At 41.1% G+C, this 25284-nt stretch carries 27 protein-coding genes; 25 read left to right on the top strand and 2 right to left on the bottom strand.

The window, feature by feature from the left end:
• The first annotated feature begins 128 nt into the window (after positions 1 to 128).
• The 21 genes from P9989_RS11575 (at position 129) to P9989_RS11475 (ending at position 17769) form a co-directional block, all read left to right on the top strand.
• On the top strand, positions 129 to 1799 hold the full coding sequence (locus P9989_RS11575; protein WP_283075076.1) for a formate--tetrahydrofolate ligase: 1671 nt from the start codon (positions 129 to 131) through the stop codon (positions 1797 to 1799).
• Between the two features lie 116 nt (positions 1800 to 1915).
• Positions 1916 to 2770, top strand: coding sequence for a DUF72 domain-containing protein (locus P9989_RS11570; RefSeq protein ID WP_283075075.1), 855 nt, complete (start codon positions 1916 to 1918; stop codon positions 2768 to 2770).
• Between the two features lie 10 nt (positions 2771 to 2780).
• Positions 2781 to 3389, top strand: a complete 609-nt coding sequence (locus P9989_RS11565) for an HD domain-containing protein (protein ID WP_283075074.1) — start codon at positions 2781 to 2783, stop codon at positions 3387 to 3389.
• An 11-nt stretch (positions 3390 to 3400) separates the two neighbouring features.
• The gene (locus tag P9989_RS11560; protein WP_283075073.1) at positions 3401 to 4360 is read left to right on the top strand and encodes a thymidylate synthase; all 960 of its coding nucleotides are present in this window, start codon (positions 3401 to 3403) and stop codon (positions 4358 to 4360) included.
• An 83-nt stretch (positions 4361 to 4443) separates the two neighbouring features.
• Complete coding sequence (locus P9989_RS11555; RefSeq protein ID WP_283075072.1) at positions 4444 to 4938, top strand: dihydrofolate reductase; 495 nt, start codon at positions 4444 to 4446, stop codon at positions 4936 to 4938.
• Positions 4938 to 5546, top strand: a complete 609-nt coding sequence (mobA, locus tag P9989_RS11550) for a molybdenum cofactor guanylyltransferase (RefSeq protein ID WP_283075071.1) — start codon at positions 4938 to 4940, stop codon at positions 5544 to 5546. The genes P9989_RS11555 and mobA overlap by 1 nt, the downstream gene beginning before the upstream one ends.
• A 153-nt stretch (positions 5547 to 5699) precedes the next feature.
• On the top strand, positions 5700 to 5915 hold the full coding sequence (gene tatA / locus P9989_RS11545) for a twin-arginine translocase TatA/TatE family subunit (RefSeq protein ID WP_283078896.1): 216 nt from the start codon (positions 5700 to 5702) through the stop codon (positions 5913 to 5915).
• Between the two features lie 23 nt (positions 5916 to 5938).
• Positions 5939 to 6124 (top strand): twin-arginine translocase TatA/TatE family subunit, encoded by a 186-nt coding sequence (locus P9989_RS11540; protein ID WP_283075070.1) that lies wholly within the window; start codon positions 5939 to 5941, stop codon positions 6122 to 6124.
• 81 nt (positions 6125 to 6205) lie between these two features.
• Entirely contained in the window at positions 6206 to 6958 is a 753-nt protein-coding gene (gene tatC / locus P9989_RS11535; protein ID WP_283075069.1) for a twin-arginine translocase subunit TatC, read from the top strand.
• Positions 6959 to 7028: 70 nt separating this feature from the next.
• Positions 7029 to 7250 (top strand): YozE family protein, encoded by a 222-nt coding sequence (locus P9989_RS11530; RefSeq protein WP_283075068.1) that lies wholly within the window; start codon positions 7029 to 7031, stop codon positions 7248 to 7250.
• A gap of 171 nt (positions 7251 to 7421) precedes the next feature.
• Complete coding sequence (locus P9989_RS11525; protein WP_346274842.1) at positions 7422 to 8519, top strand: exonuclease SbcCD subunit D; 1098 nt, start codon at positions 7422 to 7424, stop codon at positions 8517 to 8519.
• A gap of 3 nt (positions 8520 to 8522) precedes the next feature.
• On the top strand, positions 8523 to 11639 hold the full coding sequence (locus P9989_RS11520) for an SbcC/MukB-like Walker B domain-containing protein (RefSeq protein ID WP_283075066.1): 3117 nt from the start codon (positions 8523 to 8525) through the stop codon (positions 11637 to 11639).
• 39 nt (positions 11640 to 11678) lie between these two features.
• The gene (locus P9989_RS11515; protein ID WP_283075065.1) at positions 11679 to 11927 is read left to right on the top strand and encodes a DUF2584 family protein; all 249 of its coding nucleotides are present in this window, start codon (positions 11679 to 11681) and stop codon (positions 11925 to 11927) included.
• Between the two features lie 98 nt (positions 11928 to 12025).
• Positions 12026 to 12691 (top strand): uracil-DNA glycosylase, encoded by a 666-nt coding sequence (locus P9989_RS11510; RefSeq protein ID WP_283075064.1) that lies wholly within the window; start codon positions 12026 to 12028, stop codon positions 12689 to 12691.
• Between the two features lie 85 nt (positions 12692 to 12776).
• Positions 12777 to 13256, top strand: coding sequence for a VrrA/YqfQ family protein (gene vrrA / locus P9989_RS11505; RefSeq protein WP_283075063.1), 480 nt, complete (start codon positions 12777 to 12779; stop codon positions 13254 to 13256).
• Between the two features lie 84 nt (positions 13257 to 13340).
• Positions 13341 to 14315 carry a peptide-methionine (R)-S-oxide reductase MsrB gene (msrB, locus tag P9989_RS11500; protein WP_283075062.1) on the top strand — a complete coding sequence of 325 codons (975 nt, stop codon included), beginning with the start codon at positions 13341 to 13343 and terminating at the stop codon, positions 14313 to 14315.
• Positions 14316 to 14352: 37 nt separating this feature from the next.
• Positions 14353 to 15477, top strand: coding sequence for an AbrB family transcriptional regulator (locus P9989_RS11495; RefSeq protein ID WP_283075061.1), 1125 nt, complete (start codon positions 14353 to 14355; stop codon positions 15475 to 15477).
• Positions 15478 to 15589: 112 nt separating this feature from the next.
• Positions 15590 to 15802: a DUF6501 family protein gene (locus P9989_RS11490; protein ID WP_283075060.1), complete on the top strand. Its 213-nt coding sequence runs from the start codon at positions 15590 to 15592 to the stop codon at positions 15800 to 15802.
• Between the two features lie 154 nt (positions 15803 to 15956).
• Positions 15957 to 16502: a histidine phosphatase family protein gene (locus P9989_RS11485; RefSeq protein ID WP_283075059.1), complete on the top strand. Its 546-nt coding sequence runs from the start codon at positions 15957 to 15959 to the stop codon at positions 16500 to 16502.
• A 156-nt stretch (positions 16503 to 16658) separates the two neighbouring features.
• Complete coding sequence (locus tag P9989_RS11480; RefSeq protein WP_079530064.1) at positions 16659 to 16898, top strand: ferredoxin family protein; 240 nt, start codon at positions 16659 to 16661, stop codon at positions 16896 to 16898.
• 133 nt (positions 16899 to 17031) lie between these two features.
• Positions 17032 to 17769 (top strand): SDR family oxidoreductase, encoded by a 738-nt coding sequence (locus P9989_RS11475; protein ID WP_283075058.1) that lies wholly within the window; start codon positions 17032 to 17034, stop codon positions 17767 to 17769.
• A gap of 104 nt (positions 17770 to 17873) precedes the next feature.
• Here the strand turns inward: P9989_RS11475 and P9989_RS11470 are convergent, their stop codons facing one another.
• Positions 17874 to 18149 carry an acylphosphatase gene (locus P9989_RS11470; protein WP_283075057.1) on the bottom strand — a complete coding sequence of 92 codons (276 nt, stop codon included), beginning with the start codon at positions 18147 to 18149 and terminating at the stop codon, positions 17874 to 17876.
• Positions 18150 to 18218: 69 nt separating this feature from the next.
• On the opposite strand from P9989_RS11470, the gene P9989_RS11465 reads away from it, so the two are divergent.
• The 3 genes from P9989_RS11465 to P9989_RS11455 all read left to right on the top strand — a co-directional run bounded on the left by P9989_RS11465 (position 18219) and on the right by P9989_RS11455 (position 23809).
• The gene (locus tag P9989_RS11465) at positions 18219 to 19196 is read left to right on the top strand and encodes a P1 family peptidase (protein WP_283075056.1); all 978 of its coding nucleotides are present in this window, start codon (positions 18219 to 18221) and stop codon (positions 19194 to 19196) included.
• Positions 19197 to 19198: 2 nt separating this feature from the next.
• The gene (locus P9989_RS11460; RefSeq protein WP_283075055.1) at positions 19199 to 20071 is read left to right on the top strand and encodes a gamma-glutamylcyclotransferase family protein; all 873 of its coding nucleotides are present in this window, start codon (positions 19199 to 19201) and stop codon (positions 20069 to 20071) included.
• Positions 20072 to 20188: 117 nt separating this feature from the next.
• Complete coding sequence (locus P9989_RS11455) at positions 20189 to 23809, top strand: dynamin family protein (RefSeq protein WP_283075054.1); 3621 nt, start codon at positions 20189 to 20191, stop codon at positions 23807 to 23809.
• A gap of 48 nt (positions 23810 to 23857) precedes the next feature.
• On the opposite strand, the gene P9989_RS11450 is transcribed toward P9989_RS11455, so the two are convergent.
• Positions 23858 to 24547 carry a SurA N-terminal domain-containing protein gene (locus tag P9989_RS11450; RefSeq protein ID WP_283075053.1) on the bottom strand — a complete coding sequence of 230 codons (690 nt, stop codon included), beginning with the start codon at positions 24545 to 24547 and terminating at the stop codon, positions 23858 to 23860.
• Between the two features lie 123 nt (positions 24548 to 24670).
• Between P9989_RS11450 and P9989_RS11445 the strand changes: the two genes are divergently transcribed.
• Positions 24671 to 25171 carry a superoxide dismutase family protein gene (locus P9989_RS11445; protein ID WP_283075052.1) on the top strand — a complete coding sequence of 167 codons (501 nt, stop codon included), beginning with the start codon at positions 24671 to 24673 and terminating at the stop codon, positions 25169 to 25171.
• Positions 25172 to 25284: the final 113 nt, after the last annotated feature.

Raw genomic sequence — 25284 nt, 5'->3', positions numbered from 1 at the left:
ATTTGTAGTCAATATGTATGATGTTAATTGTATGAAAATTTAATTTTCTTTATTTTGAAAATACCCTAAAGGTCTTTCTGAATGTAAGTTATACTATAAATAACAAGGGAGAGGAAGGGGAATAACAAATGAAATCAGATATAGAAATTGCCTTAGAGGCTGAAATGCACTCTATTCGTGATATTGCTTCAAAGCTGTCATTAGCAACCGATGATTTTGAGCCTTATGGTCATTATAAAGCGAAATTGTCGGACGGTTTACTGAATAAGCTATCTGCAAGACCTACTGGCAAAGTCATTTTAACCACTTCCATAAACCCGACCCCTGCAGGTGAAGGGAAATCAACGGTAACTGTTGGTTTGGGTCAGGCATTGAATCGTTTACATCATCAAGCAATGATCGCATTAAGGGAACCTTCGCTTGGACCTACTATGGGGATAAAAGGAGGCGCTGCTGGAGGAGGATATTCGCAAGTTGTCCCCATGCAGGAGATAAATCTTCACTTTACTGGAGATATTCATGCCATTACGACTGCAAATAATGCTTTAGCCGCATTCATTGATAACCATATCCACCATGGTAATCAATTGCAGATTGATCCAAGAAGGGTGGAATGGAAACGCGTCCTCGACATTAATGATCGTGCTCTTAGACAAGTAAATATCGGCTTGGGAGGACCGACCCAAGGTGTGCCGCGTGAAGATGGGTTTACGATTACAGTAGCTTCTGAGATCATGGCTATTCTTTGCTTAGCGAATGACCTTCAGGATTTAAAGGAGAGGCTGGCGCGGATTGTTGTTGGATATACATATAATAAAGAACCTGTCACTGTGCATCAACTGGGATTTGAAGGGGCTTTAACCTTGCTGCTGAAGGATGCACTGAAACCCAACCTCGTGCAGACGTTAGAAAATACTCCTGCGATTATTCACGGCGGCCCTTTTGCTAACATCGCCCATGGCTGTAATAGTGTAATGGCAACGAAAATTGCCGCTAAGCTTGCGGACTATGTGGTGACGGAGGCAGGGTTTGGTGCCGACTTAGGCGCGGAGAAGTTTTTAGATATTAAGACACGGGCGGGGGAATTTGAACCAGCTGCTGTAGTAATTGTCGCAACTATAAGAGCGCTAAAAATGCATGGCGGTGTAGATAAGAATGGTCTTATAGAAGAAAATGTGGAAGCACTTAAACAGGGGATTTCTAATTTAAAGAAGCATATTGAGACCATTGATCAATTCAATTTGCCATTCGTAGTGGCCATTAACAAGTTTCCGACAGATACAGAGGCTGAGCTCGGCTTTCTTCTGGAGTGGTGCAACGCTAATCATGTGGAGGCCGCGGTGGCAGATGTTTTCTCTAAAGGCGGAGAAGGCGGAATAGAGTTAGCTAGGAAAGTCATAGAGAGCTGTGAAAAGAAAACCAGTCCCTTGGCTTATACCTATGAGCTCGAGGACACTATCGAAGAGAAAATTCATAAGATCGTTACTAAAATCTATGGTGGAAGCAAAGTGGACTTTTCTCAAAAAGCTAAAAAACAACTGCTGCAATTACATAAGGAAGGTCATAACAAGCTGCCTATTTGTATGGCAAAGACTCAATATTCACTATCGGATGATCCTGAATTATTGGGACGGCCTGAAGGATTTACAGTAACGGTACGTGAATTGCGAGCCTCGGTAGGGGCTGGATTTATCGTAGCATTAACTGGTGATGTCATGACGATGCCAGGGCTCCCTAAGAAACCTGCCGCTTTAAATATGGATGTAACAGACGCCGGTTTGATAACTGGGTTGTTTTAAGCAACTACCCTCTCTGGATAAATTTTATCGTCAGAGGGGGTAGTTTTTTGATACAATCAATTTAGTGAAAATAGGCGAATCATGTCAGAAGTGTATTTAGGGAGGGGGAGTAGCTTTTGAGCATTGAAATCGGTTTGACAGGATGGGGGGATCATCCTACCTTGTATCAGGACCATACTAGACCTGAGGAGAAGCTGGCAAGTTATGCTTCACATTTTCCTGTCGTTGAAGTCGATACTGCCTTCTATGCTATCCAGCCAATAACCCACTATCAGAAATGGCTTAAGCAAACGCCAGACCGATTCTCTTTTGTCATTAAAGCCTTTCAGCAACTTACTGGTCATGACAGAGAAATGCGATCTGTGCAAGCGGCCCGGGATTTAGTGAAGCGTTATGAAGAGTCTATTCAGCCGGTGTTTGAGGCTGGCAAGATAAATGCATTGTTATTTCAGTTTCCTCCCTGGTTTGATGTGAAAAAGGAACATATAAAGAAATTGCGTCTGCTTAAAGAGTGGCTCGAACCCTACCCGTTAGCACTGGAGTTTAGAAACCGTACATGGTTTGAACCACAATATAAAGAGCAGACCTTAGCATTTATGAAAGCCCATGAATGGATTCATACCATCTGTGACGAGCCCCAGGCAGGGGAAGGTTCGGTTCCGTTAGTTGCTGAACCAACTCATCCGACTAAAACATTAATTCGCTTCCACGGAAGGAATGTACATGGCTGGAATAAAAATGGACGAAAAGACTGGAGAAAAGTTCGTTTTCTCTATCGATATAACAAGCAGGAATTAACTGAATGGGCGGAGCGAATCCGGATGCTTGAAAAGCAAACTCCTCATATTACTACATTGTTTAATAATAATTCTGGAGGAGATGCTGCGGATAATGCCAAGCAATTTCAGGAGTTACTCGCTATTAACTATGCAGATTTAAATCCGAGACAAATGGATTTATTTCAGTTTTAGAGGTGTTTGTGTGTTAAAAGAGTCACTAATAACTACTATAGAAAACTATCTACACGAGCTGTTTGATCACGACCCGACTGGCCATGACTATTACCACATGAAAAGGGTGGCGCATTGGTCAAAAGTACTTGCTGAAAAAGAGGGAGCAGACCCGTTTATTTGTGAAATTGCAGGTTGGCTTCATGATGTAGGGGATGCCAAATTGTTTCAAGATCCTGCGCAAGCCAGTGAACAGGCCCTGAGGTTACTTTCCAAGCAAGGAATCTTAGAACAAGACTGCCAGCAAATTAAAATGGCTATGGCGGATGTGTCGTTTTCTAAAGGCAGGACGCCGCAGACGCTGGAGGGGAAAATCGTTCAGGATGCTGATCGACTTGATGCCATCGGCGCCATTGGAATTGCCAGGACCTTCGCCTTCGGAGGAGCCCATAGCCAACTAATTCACCACGACGAGCAGGGCTCATCCACATCTATTCAGCATTTCTATGATAAACTGCTAAAACTATCTGATTTGATCCATACAAAGAGTGCAAAGGAAGAAGCGCAAATACGCCATCAATATATGGTGGATTATTTACAGCGCTTTCTGTATGAATGGGAAGTCGTCAATGAACAATAGGAGGAACAGTGATGAGTCAGAACGAAATGAGTTATTTAGATTTATGTAAACATGTATTAGAAAACGGTACTAAAAAAGAAGACAGAACAGGAACTGGTACCTACTCTGCTTTCGGCTATCAAATGCGATTTAATTTACAGAAAGGCTTCCCGCTTCTGACAACTAAAAGGGTTCCTTTTCGGCTGATCGTAAGTGAACTGCTCTGGTTTATACAGGGAGATACGAATATTCGTTATTTGTTACAGCATAACAATAATATTTGGAACGAATGGGCCTTTGAATCTTACATTAATAGTGAAGAGTATAATGGGCCGGACATGTCAGACTTTGGAAGACGCGTTCAACATGACCCGGAATTTAAAAAAGTGTATGATAAAGAAATGAGCGTGTTCAAACAACGAATTCTTGAAGAAAACGATTTTAGCGAGCGATTTGGAAATCTTGGCTCCGTTTACGGGAAGCAATGGCGTGACTGGAAAACATCAAGAGGAGAAACGATTGACCAATTGGCTAATGTCATCAACAGTATAAAAACTAACCCTGATTCAAGAAGGCATATTGTGACGGCGTGGAATCCTGAAGACGTACCATCAAATATGGCATTGCCGCCATGTCATACGATGTTCCAATTTTATGTTGCCGATGGTCGCCTATCTTGTCAGCTTTATCAAAGAAGCGGAGATATTTTCCTAGGGGTTCCTTTTAATATTGCGAGCTATGCTTTATTGACACATTTAATTGCCCATGAATGTAATCTGGAAGTTGGAGAGTTTATTCACACACTTGGGGATGCACATATTTACGGCAATCATTTAGACCAGATTCATATCCAACTTAAGAGGGAGCCGCGCACGCTGCCTGAACTTCTTCTTAATCAGGATAAGTCCAGTCTGTTTGACTTTACGATTGAGGATATTCATCTAGAAGGATATGATCCTCATTCAGGGATTAAAGCCCCCGTCGCTGTCTGATTTTCAACTTACTATGCGCACATGCGTTTAAACAAGACGACAGTAAAGGCTTGACTATTACTTATTACTTGAGGAGCAGATAAATGATTTCTTTTGTGTTTGCAATGGATAAGAATCAATTAATTGGTAAAGATAATGACTTGCCATGGTATATTCCTAACGACTTCAAATTTTTTAAAGAAACCACATGGGATGAAACAATCATTATGGGAAGAAAAACATTCGAATCTTTCGGTAAGCCCCTGCCTAATCGAAAACATATCATTCTGACTTCAAGGGAAGAATATGAAGTGGACGGGTGTGAAGTCATCCATTCGATTGATGAGATTATTAAGCTAAATCAAACCTATCCTGAAAAAGAATGGTTTGTGATTGGCGGGGGTGTTCTGTTTGAAGCAATGCTGCCTTACGCAGATCGAATGTACATGACGTATATAGATCATGCCTTCAAGGGAGATGCGTACTTTCCATCCTATGAAGAAGCGGATTGGCGGCTGGTTGAGGAAACGAAAGGTGCTAAGGATGAAAAAAACCCCTATGATTATTATTTTAGAATCTATGACCGGGTGAGAGCTTGATGATTGAACCGAGGGAAATTTGTGGAGCCGTACTGGCTGGTGGCGGTTCTACAAGGATGGGGACGGATAAAGCAGTTCTGCCTTTAGGGGATCAAACAGTACTCGAGAGAATTACTAATGAACTATCCCATTGTTGTGATCGCGTAGTCATCAATCGGGATCAGCCGTTTCCAACAACTGCCCTGACTATAGATGTGGTCCATGATACCTTTCTCGACGCCGGGCCGCTAGCTGGCTTACATGCCGTTCTGAAAAATGGGAGCGAATCTTTCGTCTTGCTGTCAGCCTGTGACACGCCGTTTATTCAAAAAGAAGTTTTCCATGAAATGTTTCAAGCATTCTCAAAAGAAAAACATGCTATTGTGCCCATCTATGAAAACAGGATTCAACCACTTTCAGGGATTTACAGAAGAAGTCTGCTTCCAGTTGTTGAGCGATTATTGCAGGAGGGACAGCGAAGTATGCGCTCATTGCTTGATCAAATCAATGTGCAATACATGTCAGATTTTCGCTCCATTTCTGAAGAAGCGGCAGCCGATCATTTTTTTAATATGAATACACAAGAGGAGTATGATACTGCCCGCACTCTTTTGAGAAAATATCGGTAACTAAAAGACATTTCATTTAGAACATGATATGATTAGGGCAAGCTTTCTTACGACTATAGCAGGTTTGTGACTGATAACAGGCTTATGCAATTTATTTCATAGGATAAACGTAACGAAAAAGATTAACTTCTTTTTAAAAGGACGGTGAATCGTATGCTGTCAAGTATAGGAATTCCTGGATTAATACTTATTTTACTTGTTGCACTAGTTGTCTTTGGGCCGAAGAAACTGCCTGAGATCGGAAAAGCAACTGGACAAACATTGAAGGAATTTAAAAACTCCGCCCGGGATTTGACGGGAGATGCTCAGAAAGAAATATCTGATGCTAAACAAATGATCAATGATAAAGATTCTAACAAACAGAATTAATTACCATACCAGGAGTGATCTAGATGTTATCTAATATTGGTGTGCCGGGTCTGATTTTGATTTTAATTATTGCATTAGTCATCTTTGGCCCATCCAAATTGCCTGAGATCGGAAAGGCCTTTGGAAGTTCTCTTAAAGAATTTAAGAAAGCTACCGGTGATATGATGTCTGATGATCAGGATTCAAAGAAAGAGAACAAAAATAAGTAAATAACACGGCAAGATGTAAGGGGGAATTTCAGCTCTTACATCTTCTTTGTGTCAGGCCCTAAATCGCCTGGAGGTGCAGAAATGTCTGATGAACAATATAATCATAACGATATAGAGATGAACGTAACCGACCATCTAAGTGAACTTCGGAAGCGGATTATATGGACACTGGCTACGTTTATTATCTTTTTTATTTTAGGATTTATTTATGTTAGGGAAATTTATAGTTTTTTTGAACGAGATATTCCGTTTGAACTCAATATGACAAGTCCTGGGGAAATTATTTGGATCTTTTTCTCGATGGCAAGTCTTGTCGCGTTAGTTGCCACATTGCCTATGCTGAGTTTACAGCTCTGGCTATTCGTAAAACCGGCTCTTACGCCTAAAGAACGGAAGATCTCTTTAGCTTACATACCTGCTGTTTTCTTACTGTTTGTAGCTGGTTTAAGTTTTGGCTACACAGTATTTGTACAACTGATTTTACCTTTTTTACTGTCATTAAATGATGGAATGTTTAATGAATTGTTTACGGTTGAACGTTACTTTAAGTTTGTCTTCCGAGTTACAATTCCATTTGCCCTGCTCTTTGAAATCCCGATTGTCGTCATGTTTTTAACAAGTCTTGGTCTAGTCAATCCAGAACTTCTCATTAAAATCAGAAAGTATGCTTATTTCGTTCTGGCCATCATTGGGACGATGATTACGCCTCCTGATTTTGTGCTGCAAATTGTTGTGGCGATTCCTTTGATTATTTTGTATGAAATAAGCATTATTCTGTCTCGAATCGTTTACAGAAAAAAACTCAAGGCTCATCAGGAATTTATGGAAGACTAAAAGCGTGCAGATTACGATACTGCGAAATAAACTATTACTCGCAGGAGTACAAAAATAAAGGAGAGAGGATATGCGATCGTTTTATCATTATATGATGCGTTATCGTGGAAACAAACAGGCGGACGAGGAGAGACAGCTGGCTGATTGGATGTTTAAAGATCACAGTTTTCCTAAACAAGCTACCTCGTATCATGAATTAAGCAGCTATTTAGAGTGGAATATTCCCTTTACCAACGCCTTAGCTGTATTTGACCGCCTGTATGAAAACTACCAATTAGAAGAAAAGGAATGAGCTTTTAAAGATATCCCTTCAGTGGATATCTTTTATTTTTTCAAGCTTAGACCATATCTTGTATAATAGAAGCTATAATCTATTAAGTTATGATGAAGAAAGTTGGGATTCCTTTTGAAAATCTTACATACTGCAGATTGGCACTTGGGGAAAATCGTCAATAATGTGTATATGACTGAAGATCAACGCTTTATTCTGAAGCAATTTCTGACGGTCGTTGAAGAGCAACAGCCTGATGTGATCATTATTGCGGGCGATTTATACGATCGTGCTATTCCGCCCAAGCAAGCTGTCGAACTATTGAATGATACGTTAACAACACTCATCAATGACTTCAATATCCCGGTTCTTGCTATTTCCGGGAACCATGACAGTCCGGATCGCCTGGAATTTGGATCGCAACTGTTTAGAAAACAACAGCTTTACCTCGACACCAAGTTATCAGAGGAATATCAAGCGGTGACTCTCTATGATGAAAGTGGCCCGGTTCATTTCCACCTTGTTCCGTACGTGGAACCAGCAGAAGTGGCTTATCAATTTGATGATGACGAAGTACGTTCACATCAGCAAGCTGCTGAAAAGCTTATTAAATATATTACGGAACGGTACGATATGGAAGAGCGTCATGTTTGGATCGGCCATGCTTTTCTGGCGGGAGGTATGGAATCTGAATCGGAAGAAAGATTGTCAATGATTGGTGGTAGTCCATACATTGATACAGAACTGTTTAAGCCTTTCACCTATGTAGCTCTGGGTCATTTACATCAGTCCCAAAAGGTTGGTGCGGAAAAGGTTCGTTATAGCGGTTCGATTTTAAAATACTCTTTTTCCGAAGTGACTCATAAGAAATCCGTGACGATCGTTGATATGGACGAGAAGGGAGAGCTTGGAATAGATAAGGTGCCGCTTCGGCCAATTCGCGATTTTGAACGAATAGAAGGTTATTTCGACGAACTGATGCGGGGGGATGCTGCAGATCATCCTGATAGTTATTTACATGTTCGGTTACTTGATGATGGCCAGTTGATAGACCCAATGGGGAAATTGAGAAAGCTGTATCCTAACATCCTGCACTTGGAGCGAAAAATTTCCTCGCAACCTAAGCAGTCAGAAGACATTCAGAAAATGAAAGAACGGCAGCGTCTGTCTCCAGCTACTTTATTCGCCTCTTTTTATCAAGAAATAAAGGGTGAGACGATCCCAAATCATCGTAAAAAGCTTGTGGAAGAAACGATAGAAACGTTAAAACAACAAGAGAGGGGGCAGTAGCAAATGAAAGCATTATCGCTCACAATGAATGCCTTCGGGCCTTATAAAACGCGGCAAATCATTGATTTTACCGAGTTAGGTGAAGAATCTATTTTCTTGATTACTGGTCCAACCGGCGCGGGTAAAACTACCATTTTCGATGCCATATGTTTTGCTTTATATGGCAGAGCCAGTGGTACAGACCGTGACCAGGATACGTTACGCAGTCACTTTTCTGAACCGGAGGACACCACTTTTGTTGATTTTCATTTTAGCTTGCGAGGTAAAGAATACAGAATTGTCCGTATGCCAAAACAACTGAAAAAGAAAGAACGTGGGGACGGCTTTAAAGAGGAGCCGACAAGGGCCGAGTTTTATATGATTCAACCAGAAGGTGCCCAATTACTCGTCTCTAAGATTAAAGAAGTGAATGATTACGTTGAACAATTGCTGAGTCTGGATTATGAACAGTTCCGGAAGATGATCATGATTCCCCAGGGTGAATTCAGAAAGCTAATCTCAGAAAATAGTAAAGAACGGGAAGAAATTTTACAGCGTATTTTCAGAACGCACTTTTATTCAGAACTTACGGATTATTTCAAGCAATCTTCAAAATCTTTGCAGGAGGAAATGGAGCAGTTTCAATGGAAAATTGAGCAGGCTGTCAATCGGATTTACTGGGGGGAAGAGAAGGTCGCGAATACAAATGACGAAAATCCTGATCATATTCTTGAACGGCTGAACAATCACTTGTCGAGCCAACTCGAGCAAAAAAACGCACAAACCTCGCAATTGACGTCGCTCATGAAGGAAACCGATCGTGCTCAAGAACTATATTATGATGCGAAGGCTGTAGAGGGATTATTTAAAGAACAGGAAGCACTGCAAAAAGAAGCAACGGAGCTGGCAGACCAAGATCAGTATATCCAAGCTGTGGAGCAAAGGGTGACAGCGGCAAAACAAGCTCAGGAAGTACTTCCTTACGAGCGGCAAGTGAAGGACAGACAGAAAGAGTTAACAAATCTCATGCAGGATCAGCAGCACAAAAAGCAAAGAAAGCTTGAAATTGAACAGAGCTTCAAGGAAGTGGCAGCCAGCTATGAACAGCAGGCAGAGAACGAATCTTACCGGGAGCATTTGAAGGAACAGTGGAAACGCAAGAGAGAAATGGGAGAAAAATTAGATAAGCTCGTTACATTAGAAAATAAACTGAAAGAATATGATGAAGCATTGAAACAAGAAGAAATTAAATTGAAAGAAATAAGAGAGAATAAAGAAAATAGTATCAAGCAAAAGCAGAGACTTGTGGAAAAGTCCGCTAATGAAAGAGAAATCACTGCTGAAAGATACCACTATAAAGAACAGCTGGATGATTTGAAAAGACAGAAGAGGGACGCGTCCTCCCTCAAAAAAGAGTGGAACAAGCTTCTTGAGTTGCGATCACACTATCAATCTCTAGTCAAAACTTTTAACGAAATGAAAGTGGAACGGGAAAAGGCCCGTGATGAATATGAAGCTGCTGTTGAACAATTGAAACAGCATCATGCTTATCATCTGGCAAGTGAGTTACAAGAAAATGTGCCCTGTCCCGTCTGTGGGGCGCATGAGCATCCTGCTCTGGCAGTTAAGCCGCCTGGAGTTCAAAGTGTTGAGGTGATGGATCATCTAAAAGCAACATTTGAACAGCAAGATCACATTTTTCAAAAACATCAAGAGCAACTATTAATGGTCAAGGCAGAGGGTGAATCTCAAAAGCAGCTTGTCGAAGGTTTATTCTCTCCATATGATCAGAAAGTAGATGGCCGGTCCACTGAAGCATTGGACAAGTTCTATACCGACATCTGCAAGCACTTGCAATCGAAAGAACGTAAGTTAAATGAACTTGATAAACAGCTAGTATCGATTCAAGAGGCTGCTAAACAACTAACTAAGCTTGAAGAACAACTTGATCAGGTGGAAAAGGAGGAAGAAGAACATACTCAGCAATATCACTTTCTCCAGCAGGAAAAGATTCGTTTTTCAACTCAAAGGGATGAAATGAAACAAACCTATTCCTTTGAAACAACAGACCGTAAGCAAATGAATCAACTTGTGGCAGCCAGTGAAAAACAATTTCGTGAGGCTTTACAAGAATGGGAAATGGTCCACGAGCATTTCAATAAAGTTGATCAAATGTTTAAAGAGGCTCAAACCGAAGAAACACAAGTTCTACATTTCCTCCAAAAAGCTGAGTCTATACTCTCGGATAAAGAAAACGAATTTAATCAAACGCTTGACCAATTTCACTTTCAGTCAGTGGAACAGTACCAAAGTGCGTTACTTCCTAAAGAGGAAGTTCATTCGCTTAATGAGAAACTAGAGAAGTATCATAATCGGAAGGCCATCGTGCAAGAAAGAATCAAAGAAATATCTGCTCGACTGGCTGTTCAAGAAAGGCCTAAGCTTGAGGAGTTAGAGCAAACGTGGCAGTATAAGAAACAGCAAGTCCAAGTTAAACAACGGTACATCAATGAATTAGAAATTAATTATAACCAAAATAAAGATGTCCAGTTTACTATGCAATCATTACTTGAACATCAGCGTGATAAAGCGAAACAATACTATGACTTAGCAGAACTTGCCAATCTAGCAAAAGGTAATAACCCGTTGCGTCTATCTCTAGAGCGATATGTGCTTGCATCCTATCTTGATGAGATCTTAATACAGGCTAATATTCGGCTGGATCAAATGACAGATCATCGTTATCAATTGGTTAGAAGCCAGGAAATTGCCAAAAAAGGTGCCCAGAGTGGATTGGATTTAGAAGTAATTGACCACCATACCGGGCAGCAGCGCTCAGTTAGGACATTGTCAGGCGGGGAAGGGTTTAAAGCAAGTTTAAGTTTAGCTCTTGGCATGGCTGATGTGGTTCAATCCCATGCTGGCGGTGTCCAACTTGACACGCTCTTTATCGATGAAGGATTTGGAACATTAGATGAATTATCTCTGGAACAGGCTATTGATTGTTTAAGAGGTTTACAAGATGGCAATCGGATGCTCGGTATTATTTCCCATGTATCACAGCTGAAAGAGGAGATTCCTGCTAAACTTCACATCCATTCAGGTCAGGAAGGATCCACTGTACAGTTTACGTTTCAATAGAGTTTAAAACTTACAAGGATGAATAGGGGAGGGTGCTATATGTCTACACCGCTATCAATGGAATGGTCGTTAATTACAGAAGGGAAAGAACAAAGAGTTCATTCAGATGATAATTTGTTCCAAATCGTATTCGATGGCTACAAACTATTTCCGATGAATGAAAAGTTAGAAGTAAGGAGAAATCAGAAGGCTGACCAAATCGGCACGGGCATTATTGAAGAACTTATCTTAAAAAACAACACAACGATTTGCAAATACCGATTAATTTCACTTTATTCCGTCAACTGATAAAGGATAGTCATTTCGGCTATTGTCACTTCCTGCGCTTGCCCGGGAAATATTTTAAGGGGTGGGCAGAAAATAATGGTCAAAAGAAAGGGATGAGCATGAAAATCTTTCAGAATGATTGGGCGAACATCTTAGGTGAGGAGCTTCATAAGCCCTACTATTTAAAATTAAGAGAACGTTTAAAAAAAGAATATCAAGCACAGAAGGTATTTCCCCACATGAATGACATTTATGCAGCCTTTCATCTAACTTCTTTTCAGCACACGAAGGTGGTTATCATTGGACAGGACCCTTACCACGGAGTGGGGCAGGCACATGGTTTTAGTTTCTCTGTTAAGAAAGGTGTTTCGATTCCGCCATCGCTTCGAAATATTTATAAGGAATTAGCGGACGATTTAGGAGTGTCACCACCTGATCATGGTAATTTAGAGGCATGGGCAGAGCAAGGTGTCTTGCTGCTAAACACTGTCCTTACCGTCCGAGCTCATCAGGCTCATTCGCACAAAGGGATCGGATGGGAAAGGTTTACCGATCGTGTCATCGAAGCGTTAAACGAGAGGGAGAAGCCTTTGGTGTTTATATTGTGGGGAAAGCATGCCCAAAATAAAGCAAAATCTGTGGATCGAAGTAAACATGCTGTTATTGAATCTGTGCACCCGAGCCCATTATCCGCTCATCGAGGGTTCTTTGGCAGCCGCCCATTTTCAAGGAGTAACAGATTTCTCCAGTCTATTGGTGAACAGCCTATTAATTGGGTATCGTAAGGATACGACTGTAATGAAGGTAGCCCACTCAGTCTCGTGTCATTCCGCATAGGCTATGTTAAAACAAGTGACGGAGGGGTCTAGTATGTTTTATAGAAATCCACCGCCTCATGGCCCTATGGGCTGGGGAAGAGGATATAATCCTGGTTATCAGCAGCCACAGGGTATGCAGAAATTTCTTGCTCCCTTTTTGAATCGTGGCGGTGCAAGGTCTTATGGTGGGGCCTCAAGGTTTGGCGGCGGTTCCTTCATGAATGCATTTCCTCCAACTGCTGCAGCGCAGACAGCTGCTGGCGGCGGAAACTGGCTTGGGCATCTCCAGGGAGCTTTAAAAGCAGTACAGTCAGCAGCTCCTATGGTGCAGCAATACGGACCAATGGTTAAAAACATTCCAGCCATGATTAATATGATGAAGTTAATGAATGAATCAGATGAGGAAACGGATGATAACGAAGACAGTAAGGATTTAGCCAGTAAAAGTAAAGATGTCAGCGTAGATGAAGAAAAGGAAGAAACTCAAACGCGAAAACGCCAAGGAACATCCCAGCCTAAGTTATATATTTAAACGGCTGGGCATGTTTCTTGATTTTTTTTGTGGAATTAGAAAAAATAGAAGAAACCCAATGAATTTATTAAAGGAGGCTGGATGATGAATCAACAACTACAAAAAGCTACATTTGCCGGAGGGTGTTTCTGGTGCATGGTGGAACCCTTTGAGGAACGACCTGGCATTGAGTCTGTCACTTCTGGTTATACAGGAGGGCACACGGCAAATCCAACATATATGGAAGTCATTACCGAATCAACTGGTCATCGTGAAGCTGTGCAAATTGTGTACAACCCTGAGATATTCCCTTACGAACGTCTGCTTGAAATATTTTGGCAGCAAATCGATCCGACAGATGCAAATGGACAATTTGCTGATAGAGGATATTCGTATACAACTGCCATTTATTATCATAATGAAGAACAAAAACAAGAGGCTGAATCGAGCAAGGAGCGGCTCCAGGCTTCAGGTAAATTTAACAAGCCAATTGTTACGGAAGTAGTACGAGCGGAAACATTCTACCCGGCAGAGGACAAGCACCAGGATTATCACAGGAAAAATTCCTATCATTATAAGCGTTATAAAAAGGGTTCCGGCAGAGCCGATTTTATTAAAGACCATTGGAGCTACCAAAAGAATCCTGTAGAGTTAAAAAACAGATTGACGGATATTCAATATGCAGTCACGCAGGAAAATGGGACTGAACGCCCTTTCCAGAATGAATACAATGATAATGAACAAAAAGGAATTTACGTTGATATTGTCTCTGGAGAACCTTTATTTAGTTCAGAAGATAAATATGATGCCGGCTGTGGATGGCCAAGTTTTACGAAGCCGATTGAAAAGCAACAGGTTAATGAACATTTGGATCAGTCGCACGGTATGATTCGCACAGAGGTGAGAAGCGACAAGGCTGACTCACATCTCGGTCATATTTTTGAAGATGGTCCTAAAGCTGCGGGTGGCTTACGTTATTGCATTAATTCTGCTGCTCTGAAATTCATCCCTGTAGAAAGCATGGACGAAGAGGGCTATGGTTATTTGACCCATTTATTTACTGCTCACAATCAGGATTAATCTGTACAAAGTGAATTGAAGATAACTGCTTCCCCTCGTGACGGACAAGGGAAGCGGCTATTCTTATGTTGATAGCGGTCCAATCATCCTGCCAATGGAAGAAGGTAGTATTTTGAGGAAAAATTATATCCTTACGTATTTAATTGCTCTTATTGGCGGTTTGTGCTTTGCGTTTTTAGCTTTGCCGCTTCCATGGATTCTTGGTCCTGTGACGTTATTAATTTTATATAAAATAAAGGGGGATCATCAAACACAATCCAGTTTATTGTTGAGAGACCTTGCCTTCTGGCTGCTTGGAATTCAAATCGGATTGACCTTTCAACCAGATACATGGACAAATATTGGCCCTTATTTACTGCCGTATGCCCTCTTTTCCTTTGCTATTATAGCTACAAGCCTTCTGTTTGCTTTTGTTCTTTCAAAACGTTCCGCTATGGAAACAAAAACCACTTTGATTGGTAGCGTGCCCGGAGGATTATCGGCTATGATTGCTGTAAGCGAGTCTTTACAAGGAAATACTGTACTAGTCACCATTTTTCATACTATCCGCCTGGTGTCGGTCCTTTTTATTATTCCGTTTGCAGCAACACATTGGTTGTATATGGATGAACCAGCAGCTGCAGCTGTTGAAACGCATGTCGAACCGAGCGGCTACTGGACATTGTTGATTTATTTCCTTAGTCTTACAGCGGGGTATGTAGTAAAGAAAAGAATCCCTGCTTCACTTATTATTATACCTATGCTGCTCATTGGAGCATGTCAGACTGCAGGCATCGCTCTTTACCCATTGCCGAGTGTCTTGTTTATCGGGGCCCAGCTTATGATCGGAGTCCATTTAGGTCATAAAATTGTGTTAAAAGACGTGATTCGTGCAGGGCGATTCTGCGGATATTTTTTTGCGCTCGCCCTGCTCTTAATATCCCTTTCGTTTTTGTTAGGCTTTCTATTATCGGAGTGGACCGAAATGGGATTGACTACAGCCATTTTAAGTTTAGCTCCCGGAGGGTTAATTGAAATGGCGCTAACAGCTCAGGATGCGGGTGCAAACCCAGCCATTGTAAGTTCATTACAAACGATACGTCTGCTGATTATTGTTCTGGTTATGCCATTTTTATTGGAATGGTTCTTCAACAAACCGAAAAGGATGAACATTAAAAACTAACGACCATTATAGCGGAGTTTATTCCGCTACTGTCTGACTTACTCTAAATCACAAGAGTGATTGTTTCACGATAAAAATCAATGTATGATAGAAAGGGACAAGGAGGATAACGATGATTCATAAAAATTGGGAAAACCATAAAACCATAAAACAAATTGAGTGTGTACATAACGATGCTGAGAAATTTGTCGTTAACAATGTACTGGCACCTGGACAAACATACGATGTAAAAAATGAAAGTGAAGAATTTTATTTTATTGTTGATAACTCCGGCCGAGTTGGAGGGTTTTACAAACACTACTTTAAGGAAATAACAAACAGCTGAGTATGTTGGCTCAGCTGTTTTATTTTTGATAAAAACATCATTATTAAAATGTTTGTTCGATAGAAAAAGAACAAATGCTCTGTCTATCCTTGTCAATACGTATGACATCAGCGATAATAGGGATATGATAAGCAATAAGGGGGATGGTCCACTCATGGACAAATTAATATTAGTCCGTCATAGTGAAACAGAAGGCCAGCATGAAGACTCACCTTTGACGAAATTAGGAATACGTCAAGCTCAAGTTCTAGCTTCATTTCTCGAGCATTCAGGTTATGAGATTGATCGAATCATCTCAAGTCCGTTTTTACGTGCGATCGAAACGATAAAACCATTTGCTGAGAATAACGAGATGACCATCGAGAAAGATGAACGTCTAGAAGAACGGATCCTGAGCCGTGATCCACTTGATGACTGGGAAGAAGTTCTTCATGATACCTTCAAAGACCCCGAACTGAAGATGGCTGGTGGAGAATCCTCTTTAGAAGCAAAAGAGAGAGTACTATCGCTTATCGATGAATTAGAATCCTCTAAAGGAAACGTGTTGCTGGTCACTCATGGCAATTTATTAGCACTGCTCCTGCAAAAATATAATCGTGAAATCGGGTTTATGGATTGGAAGCGGCTTTCCAGACCAGATATCTTTTTAATTCAAAAGCAGGGCGGCGAATATACCGTCGAACGAATTTGGAAAGACTAAACACGAACCGATTTTTTTCAACAAAAATTGTCGCAGAAATTGCACTTTTCAACGATAACCGTTATCATAAAAAAAGTGGTGTTTTAAATCACTTCCGTGAATAGTGCGAAATTAATAGAAGCACTTTTTTATTTATAAAAGAAGGAGGAGATTCCGTTGGCATTTGTTATAACTTCACCTTGTAAAGATGAAAAAGCAGGAGAATGTGTTGACGTATGCCCGGTCGATTGTATCGAGGAAGGGAAAGATATGTTTTACATTGATCCTGCGATCTGTATCGACTGCGGGGCTTGCGAAGCGGTTTGCCCTGTTGAGGCCATTTACATTGAAGACGAAGTTCCTGAAGAGGAAAATAAATACATTGAATTAAACCGCAAGTTTTTTGAAGAACAGTAGTACACACACATACCAGTGCCGTCACCTCTATACTGTAGAGGTGACTTTTTCATACATAGAACTTCTTTACCTCTGAATAGTTCGTTAACAAAAAGGGTAAATAAGAGGTGGAGTCATAAAGGAGGTTATGATAATGGGGAAATTAACAAATAAAACAGCCATTATTACAGGGGCAAGCAGCGGGATTGGCAAGTCCATCGCTAAACATTTAGCGGAAGAAGGAGCTCATGTCGTTCTTGCCGCCAGAAGATCTGAGCGTTTGCAACAGCTTGCTGATGACGTAGAGAGGCAATATAATGTAAGAGCCAAAGTAGTTGAAACAGATGTTACGAAACGGTCTGATGTGGAAAACCTGGTCAAAGAAACTAAAGATGATTTTGGCAGTATTGATATTTATATCAATAACGCAGGGGTTATGCTGTTATCATTCTTAAAAAATGATCACGTAGATGAATGGGAGCAAATGGTTGATGTAAACATTAAAGGAGTCCTTTATGGTGTTCATGCATCATTGCCTGAGATGTTAAAGCAGGAGGGTGGACATATTGTAAATGTTTCCTCTGTTGCGGGCCATGAAGTATTTCCGTCAAGTACGGTGTACAGTGCGACGAAATATGCAGTAAAAGCTCTATCTATGGGTATGGAGAAAGAACTATCACGCTCCGGTGTCAGAGTAACCAACATTTCTCCGGGAGCCGTAGATACAGAGTTAACGGATCATATTACAGACGGAGACGTGCTTGACATGTTTGAGAAGCAGGAAATGACTCCGCTGAATTCAGAAGATATCGCAAAAGCAGTTGCTTATGCTGTTACACAGCCTTCCTATGTGAATGTGAATGAGGTTATTGTAAGACCCATGCACAAGTAAAGTAGGGGAGGGGCACATGTTGGCAATCAACGATGACCTTTAGTTTCTATACCAAGCGAGAAATACTAAAAAGAGGACCGCAGAAAAGGTTTCTGCGGTCACTCTTAATGTAGCGTCCGGAAGTCTTTGGAGCCTTTTTCACTTTTTAAGTTAGTGATATCGAGTGACTGGACTTTAGCGAATGGATTAGGCCCTTTTTTTATCACCTTTATAAACGAGGCGAGTTCATGTTCGTTCCCCTCTGCTTCTATTTCTACTGTGCCGTCAGGATTATTTTTTACCCAGCCAGTGAGACTGTACTGAGATGCGACCTGTTCTGTGGCAGCGCGAAAACCAACTCCTTGAACTCTACCGTGAACAACTATCTGTTTACGTGGCATATATACACCTCCATAGATTTAAAATTACCTTTTTTGTAAAAAAGAAAACATAAGGAAGGATAGTTTGCCATGAATGAAATTCCGATTACATCTATCGAGGGGTTTGCTTTTGGTCATGCAGATAATAAAGAAGCGGCTACAGGTTGTACAGTTGTAGTCTCGGAGCATGGTGCGAAAGCAGGCGTGTCTGTACGTGGCGGCTCACCGGGGACCCGGGAGACGGATGCCTTGAACCCTGAGAATTTGGTTGAACAAGTACATGGAATATTTTTAGCAGGAGGAAGTGCCTTCGGCTTAGATGCAGGAACAGGGGTTATGAATGAGCTTGAGGGAAGAGGAGTTGGTTTTGACGTACAGATCACGAAAGTTCCGATCGTTCCCGGAGCCATTTTATTTGACCTTATGGTTGGTGATGAACAAGTACGGCCGGACAGGAATATGGGGAAGCAGGCAACTCAAAATGCTTTTCTTAATAGACCTTTTTTAAAAGGAAACGTGGGAGCGGGCACGGGAGCATCTGTAGGAAAATTGTTAGGACCGGTATACGCTATGAAGGGCGGAGTGGGCCATTACGCGATTGAAGTTGGTGAGTTAAAGATTGGAGCGGTTGTAGCTGTGAACAGCTTCGGAGATGTAGTTGATCCAGCAACGGGAAACTGTTTAGCGGGCGCATATGATCGTCATCGACAATGTTTCTTGGGAAGCGAACAGGTGCTGCTGAAACAAATGAATACAGCAAGTACTAATCGATTTAGCGGGAATACGACTATTGGCATTATTACCTGTAATGCTGCATTATCTAAGTCTGAAGCTAATAAACTGGCTTCTATTGCTCATGACGGCCTGGCCCGAACGATCAGACCTTCTCATACATTTGTAGATGGAGATACATTATTTGCAATGACAACTAATGAAGTAACGGTCGACTTAAATGGATTGAGCTATTTAGCAGCTCACGTCGTTGAGCAAGCAGTAATCCAGGCCGTAAAGTCTGCAACAAGTGCTTATCAGCTTCCTGCTTATTCAACGGTAACAAAGGAGGGATAAGGATGCATTTATTTGTGTATGGATCATTTTGTAAAGGGGAAAAAGATCATGATTGGTTAGCTGATTCTTCGCTTTTATTTGAACAAGCCCGAATAAACGCAACTTTATTTAAAAGTCATGACAACAATGCATATGTAAAGCTTACCCAAACAGGAACGGTGTATGGTGAACTATACGAAGTATCTGACCATATCATGAGAAATATCGATGAGCACAATAATAGGGAAACAGCAGCATTATTTGATCGAAAGCAAGTTACAGTACATACTGATCACGAAAACTACGAGGCCGTTGTATATGAAGGTGTAAGTGGAATGGAAGGCGAGCAAGTCCTGCCTCACGGTGATTGGAAACTGGCACGCTATCCTCACGCAGATGATATGTTTTACTTTGCGTATGGATCCTGCATGGATCTTGAGCGATTTAAACTAGCTGGAGTGGAATCGTTATTTGAAGATGTTGTTGGCAGAGCTAGTTTAGCTAATTATCGTTTACGATTCTCTCACCATGTTCACGATGGTGGCAGGGCTGATATTGAAGAACATCACTCCACTTTTGTGGAAGGTGTCCTCTATAAAATCACACCCTCGGCTGTCGATTACCTATATGATCGTGAAGGGGTTTATGAAGGACACTACAGGCCAACCATTGTCGAAGTCACTTCTCATGGCAGCACCTATCGTGCGCTGACTTTTACGGTCATCAATAAGCGGGAAGATAAAGTTCCCCCTTTTCATTATGCAAAAGAAATTTATCGGGGGGCATTTCCTTATGTATCAAGACGTTATAGATGTCAACTTCGAGAATTGTTCACCACTTCATTCTCCGTTCAAGGGATGCCAGCTTATATGGAAGAACTAGAAATAGATCGTTAGTTATTTTATAATCAAAACGGTCCATTATGTGTAAGAAAAGATGCTAAACTTGAGAGGTTTTATCTATGTTGAGTAAACTAGAAAGTAATGCACAAGACATAAAGGAGATTAAAAACAATGTCTGTTTCCACCGTAGAAGCCCATACGAAGACGCTCGCTAGGTTAGAATCCTTATACAGTGAGCTTGAGAAATATAACCAGCACCAGGCAAATAAAGTACTGGAACTAATTGAGAAGGTCAACAGACAGGAAATGATGATCGGCTTCGCCGGCCACTTTTCTGCGGGGAAGTCAACGATGATCAACCACCTTGTCGACCATTCCATCCTGCCTTCCAGTCCGATTCCAACAAGTGCGAACATTGTAAAATTATCGAACGGACCTGAAGCGACCATCGCTTATTTCAGCGAGCATGATCCGGTCAAATATGAAGGATCTATTGATATTCAAACCATCCAGGCGATGTGCCGAGAAGGAGAAAGAATAACCGGCCTTGATATTCAGCGCCCATTAGCTGAGCTCCCTTCGCATGTGAAAATATTAGATACACCAGGTGTTGATTCAACACGGGATGCTGATCGGTTAATTACCGAATCCTCCCTGCATTTAATGGATTATATGTTTTATGTGATGGATTATAATCACGTACAATCTGAAGTCAATCTTAATTTTTTACTGGAAATGCAGCAGCGTCAGATCACGTTTTCAATCATTATTAATCAAGTGGACAAACATAACGAAACGGAGTTAACTTTTGGCCAATTTCAGCAAAGTGTTGAGCATTCCTTACACTTATGGGGGATTGAGCCCCAGCACATTTACTATACTTCTTTAAAAGAGCCCATGCATTCAGCTAATCAAATTGAGCAAGTCAGCTCTGCTTTCCATACGATGTATGATAACATCTCAATCAGTCAAACCGCTTTACATCATGCTGCAGCCATTATAAATGAGAGCATTAGTGATTACTGTGCGACTTATGAAGAGCAAATGGAGACCCTTCATCAACAAATCAGACATGCTGATCAAATCATTACGGAACAGGATGTTGATGAGGCAGGGTCTTTACTAGACGCCCAGAAGGAAAGAATCCCTGCGGCTAGAGAACATTTCGAAAACAGAGTGCTTACATTTTTATCTAATGCTTATTTAATGCCAAGTGAATTACGAGAGCATGCTCGTTTATATTTAGAGTCCATGCAGCCGGGCTTTAAAGTAGGTTTTATTCTTACGAAGAAGAAAACAGAAGAAGAACGAGCCGTTCGATTTGAAAAATACTATGATCAGTTGAAGCAGACGATTGAGAAAAATGTAGCTTGGCCATTACGTGAACGGATGATGCAATTGTTGGAGGATAATGCGATTACGGACAGTGCTATCATTCATGACACACAATCCTTTGATATTGAATATCCGTCATCCCGGTTACAGCAATTAATTGAAACTGGTGCTTCAGTCACAGGGGAATATGTACTTCGTTACACCGATCAATTGGCTAAAGATATTCAACGCCATGGCCGCAATCAATTGAATCAATGGTGGGAACGGGTAGAGAGCATGCTCGAACAAAGAAATGAAGCTGAAACGACAGCTCATCAGCAGTTATTTAAGGCGTATGATCATAAATCACAAGCAGAGGAAGAGCTTTTCAGCCTGAAAGCTGCTATTGAAGAGGTGAAGCAACAGCTGCTGCGTGCATTCGCTGAGCAAAATCTTTCAAACGAGGTCGAAGAACAAGTTGCACTCGCCCTGCAGAAACAGCAATCTCTGATTACAGTTAAGTCGAGTCAAGACATGGTATATTCGGAAGTAAAATCAAATGCAATGAAGCAGGAGGAAACTGAAGATAATGGTGTTCGTGAAAGAGCTGCTGCGAAAAAGACAGATATTCATCAAAAACTTGTAGAAGCACAGGATGTGTTGGGGAACATCGATGGCTTTGACCATTTACTCACTCAGCTCCGCGGGAAACAGCATAGATTACAGCACCAGCAATATACGATCGCGTTGTTTGGAGCCTTTAGTGCGGGGAAATCATCATTTGCCAATGCATTGTTAGGAGAACAAGTCTTACCTGTCTCTCCTAATCCAACCACAGCAACAATCAACAAAATTACTGCCTCCTCCCAGCAGCATCCTCATGGGACGGTGACGGTTAGAGTTAAGGGTGAAGAGCAATTATTAGAAGATCTCGCCTTTGCCGGAAAGAAAGTTCTTGAACGCTACACGAACATAGAATCAGCCTATCAACACATCGTTTCTTTAGAAGAAAAAAAGTTGCAGAAGCTGGATCACAAGAAACGTACATTTCTTCAAGCTTTTGTTGATGGGTATGAAGAAATGGCTCCTCATCTTAATCAGGAAATGACCATAACGCTTGACCGGTTTGCAGCATTTGTTTCGGAAGAGAAAAAATCATGTTTTATTGAGTGGATGGAGCTTTATTATGATTGTGAATGGACACGTGCAGGGATCACACTTGTTGATACACCAGGAGCGGATTCTGTCAATGCCCGACATACCAATGTATCATTTGAGTATATTAAAAATGCTGATGCCATTCTTTTTGTAACTTATTATAACCATCCGTTCTCGAAGGCAGATCAATCCTTTTTAACTCAGCTTGGAAGAGTGAAGGATGCTTTCTCCATGGATAAAATGTTTTTCATTATCAATGCCGCAGATTTAGCTGAAAATGACGAGGAAAAACAACAAGTTGAACATTATTTACAGGAACAGCTTCTTCAGTTTCAAATTCGCAATCCGCGTATCTATTCGTTATCGAGCATACAGGGGTTAAAGGAGAAGCAAACCCATGACAGAATCGGTAGCGGGTTACCTGCTTTTGAAGAGCGGTTTGAACGTTTCTTGCAAGAGGAATTGACAGAAGTACTCCACCATTCGATTGAACATGATCTAAACGAAGCGGTAGCTTCCTTACAAACCATCATCGACCACGCCAGGCTCAGCGAGCAGGATAGAGAAGAGAAGCTCGCCATGTTAGAGGACGAACAAAGCCGGGCTCAGCAAGTGCTCGCTCAATTTGCAGAAGCGCGGAGTGAAAAAGCAATCGCCCAAAAGGTGAATAAACAACTGCATTTTGTTCACCAGCGTATGATGTTAAACTTTAACTCATATTTTAAGAACCATTTTAATCCTGCTGTCATTAAAGGAGCTCGATCAGAAGCAAAAGAACAAATTGAGGAGTCAGCAGGAGAGCTGTTGAATGAAGTTGAATTTGAAATGAACCAGGAGATCAAGGCTGTCACCCTAAGAATAGAAGTCTTTATTAAAGATGTAGTGGAACAGCATAAAAAAAATTACGAAGCAGAATTGAGAAGGATTAATCGTTCGCTTTCACTGAGCAGTTTTGAATGGAATTCGATTGCCCCACCTGCTATAGATCAAAGACTACTGATAAATGAAAAGGACCTTGCTGATGTATTACAACTGTTTAAAGGAACAAAATCATTCTTTGAGCACAACGAGAAGGAGCGAATGAAGGAGCAGTTAAGTGAGCGGGTAACCACACCGCTCTACGATGCGATTTACAAGGTAAAGCCTACTATAGAACAGTACTATATAGAGCAGTGTCTGCAGTCTTTACATGAGGCCAGAGACAACTGGCTTAAACAATTAGATCAGAGTTTCAACAGGTTCACGTATAGTCTGAAGCATCCTGTCGACGTGATCTATTTAAAGGAACAGTATGAGAAACTTAAGAATAATATATTGTAACGCAAAAAGATCCTGGCACAAACATGTCCAGGATCTTTGTATTTCTTATTATAGTGTTACCTTTACATCAGCTTCTTTACGAAGTTTTTCGACAAGCTTAGTCACTTGCTGACCTTGCTTTTGCTTCTGTATTTGCTGCTTAATTTGTTTTTTAGCTTCCTCGAAGCTAGGGGCGTTCTTTTGTCCTTTTACCATAGTCTCATACTGCTTCTTGGCTTCCTCGTCACTTACGGTAACTTCTTCTGTATTTTCTGCTACATATTTTTGAATTTTTATATTTTCCTCTAATTGCTGTTTCACTTTATCCTCGGTCATACCGCTTTCTTTAAGAGCTTTCTTACGTTCTTCCTCGGAAGGAAATTGGGAGGCAAATTGTTCATATTTTTTCTCTACTTCATCTTTGGATACTTTAATATTTGCTTCCGTTGCTTTTTGATTCAATAACTCAATGCCAATGAGTTGGTTGACAACGCCTTGCTCCATTTGTTTTTCTTTACCTTCGATTTTCATACCCATCTTCTTGTATCGCTGTTTGGTTCCTTCCAACTGTTGATTAAACTTTTCACGTGGAATTTCTTGTCCATTTACAGTTGCGACGGGTCCAGTGTTATCCTCACTCTTCTTACTCTCAGTGGTTTCTTCCTTTTTACTGCTTTCTGTATTGTCTCCCCCTGAGCAGGCAGCCAAACTAAATAAAGCAAGTACAGCAATCAGTGATGTGATCCATATTTTCTTCATGTCATCTCTCCTTTTACTTGTGAGACATTAAATGGAGTGTAGCACATCGTGATATCGATGTAAATTTGAAAGGACATGTTTTAAAAGTTCGCTGCATATATTGGTATAAAAGGAGGAGAAGCCATGTATTATCATTATCCATATCCACCCATCAGACCTACTTATCAGTCTGAGCAAGCTCGCGTAAGTTTTAAAAGCAGTCCGCTTGCTCCTGATCTAAAGGGCGTCGTACAATTTTATCAACGGCCATACGGGGTGGAGGTTTTTGTTCAGGTGGAGGGCCTGCCTGATTTTCAAGTAAAAAATGGTATTCAGATTGGGCCACACGGATTTCATATTCATGAACACGGAGCATGTGAAATAGGAGATGGTGAAAATCCCTTTCAGTCCGCTGGAGGACACTGGAATCCTGATGATCAGCCTCATGGCAATCATGCTGGAGATTTTCCTGTGTTATTTTCAAACCAAGGCCGCTCTAGAATGATATTCTTCACGGATAGATTTCAAGTTGAGGATATTATAGGAAAAGCTGTTATTATCCATCAGGGTCCTGATGATTACCAATCCCAACCTAGCGGCGACGCTGGCAAAAGAATTGCCTGTGGCGTGATTGAAAAAGTTTAAAAAAGTACGTATAAAAATCTGGCTGGCTGTATAAAATGAATAGAGCAGGTGTATGCACCTGAAGTTGACTTCACCGGTGAACTATAGTATGATAATAGTTAATATTAATTTTG

It is taken from the genome of Halobacillus naozhouensis (assembly GCF_029714185.1).
In the GTDB taxonomy this organism is placed as follows: Bacteria; Bacillota; Bacilli; order Bacillales; family Halobacillaceae; genus Halobacillus_A; species Halobacillus_A naozhouensis.
This window is presented reverse-complemented; position numbering and strand designations above follow the sequence as displayed.

What these genes read in the sequence shown, in the direction of transcription:
- P9989_RS11575 (WP_283075076.1), top strand. Translation starts at nt 129, where the DNA reads ATGAAATCAGATATAGAAATTGCCTTAGAGGCTGAAATGCACTCTATT.
- P9989_RS11560 (WP_283075073.1), top strand. Translation starts at nt 3,401, where the DNA reads ATGAGTCAGAACGAAATGAGTTATTTAGATTTATGTAAACATGTATTA.
- P9989_RS11555 (WP_283075072.1), top strand. Translation starts at nt 4,444, where the DNA reads ATGATTTCTTTTGTGTTTGCAATGGATAAGAATCAATTAATTGGTAAA.
- mobA (WP_283075071.1), top strand. Translation starts at nt 4,938, where the DNA reads ATGATTGAACCGAGGGAAATTTGTGGAGCCGTACTGGCTGGTGGCGGT.
- tatA (WP_283078896.1), top strand. Translation starts at nt 5,700, where the DNA reads ATGCTGTCAAGTATAGGAATTCCTGGATTAATACTTATTTTACTTGTT.
- P9989_RS11540 (WP_283075070.1), top strand. Translation starts at nt 5,939, where the DNA reads ATGTTATCTAATATTGGTGTGCCGGGTCTGATTTTGATTTTAATTATT.
- tatC (WP_283075069.1), top strand. Translation starts at nt 6,206, where the DNA reads ATGTCTGATGAACAATATAATCATAACGATATAGAGATGAACGTAACC.
- P9989_RS11530 (WP_283075068.1), top strand. Translation starts at nt 7,029, where the DNA reads ATGCGATCGTTTTATCATTATATGATGCGTTATCGTGGAAACAAACAG.
- P9989_RS11525 (WP_346274842.1), top strand. Translation starts at nt 7,422, where the DNA reads ATGACTGAAGATCAACGCTTTATTCTGAAGCAATTTCTGACGGTCGTT.
- P9989_RS11520 (WP_283075066.1), top strand. Translation starts at nt 8,523, where the DNA reads ATGAAAGCATTATCGCTCACAATGAATGCCTTCGGGCCTTATAAAACG.
- P9989_RS11515 (WP_283075065.1), top strand. Translation starts at nt 11,679, where the DNA reads ATGTCTACACCGCTATCAATGGAATGGTCGTTAATTACAGAAGGGAAA.
- P9989_RS11510 (WP_283075064.1), top strand. Translation starts at nt 12,026, where the DNA reads ATGAAAATCTTTCAGAATGATTGGGCGAACATCTTAGGTGAGGAGCTT.
- vrrA (WP_283075063.1), top strand. Translation starts at nt 12,777, where the DNA reads ATGTTTTATAGAAATCCACCGCCTCATGGCCCTATGGGCTGGGGAAGA.
- msrB (WP_283075062.1), top strand. Translation starts at nt 13,341, where the DNA reads ATGAATCAACAACTACAAAAAGCTACATTTGCCGGAGGGTGTTTCTGG.
- P9989_RS11490 (WP_283075060.1), top strand. Translation starts at nt 15,590, where the DNA reads ATGATTCATAAAAATTGGGAAAACCATAAAACCATAAAACAAATTGAG.
- P9989_RS11485 (WP_283075059.1), top strand. Translation starts at nt 15,957, where the DNA reads ATGGACAAATTAATATTAGTCCGTCATAGTGAAACAGAAGGCCAGCAT.
- P9989_RS11475 (WP_283075058.1), top strand. Translation starts at nt 17,032, where the DNA reads ATGGGGAAATTAACAAATAAAACAGCCATTATTACAGGGGCAAGCAGC.
- P9989_RS11470 (WP_283075057.1), bottom strand. Translation starts at nt 18,149, where the DNA reads ATGCCACGTAAACAGATAGTTGTTCACGGTAGAGTTCAAGGAGTTGGT.
- P9989_RS11465 (WP_283075056.1), top strand. Translation starts at nt 18,219, where the DNA reads ATGAATGAAATTCCGATTACATCTATCGAGGGGTTTGCTTTTGGTCAT.
- P9989_RS11460 (WP_283075055.1), top strand. Translation starts at nt 19,199, where the DNA reads ATGCATTTATTTGTGTATGGATCATTTTGTAAAGGGGAAAAAGATCAT.
- P9989_RS11455 (WP_283075054.1), top strand. Translation starts at nt 20,189, where the DNA reads ATGTCTGTTTCCACCGTAGAAGCCCATACGAAGACGCTCGCTAGGTTA.
- P9989_RS11450 (WP_283075053.1), bottom strand. Translation starts at nt 24,547, where the DNA reads ATGAAGAAAATATGGATCACATCACTGATTGCTGTACTTGCTTTATTT.
- P9989_RS11445 (WP_283075052.1), top strand. Translation starts at nt 24,671, where the DNA reads ATGTATTATCATTATCCATATCCACCCATCAGACCTACTTATCAGTCT.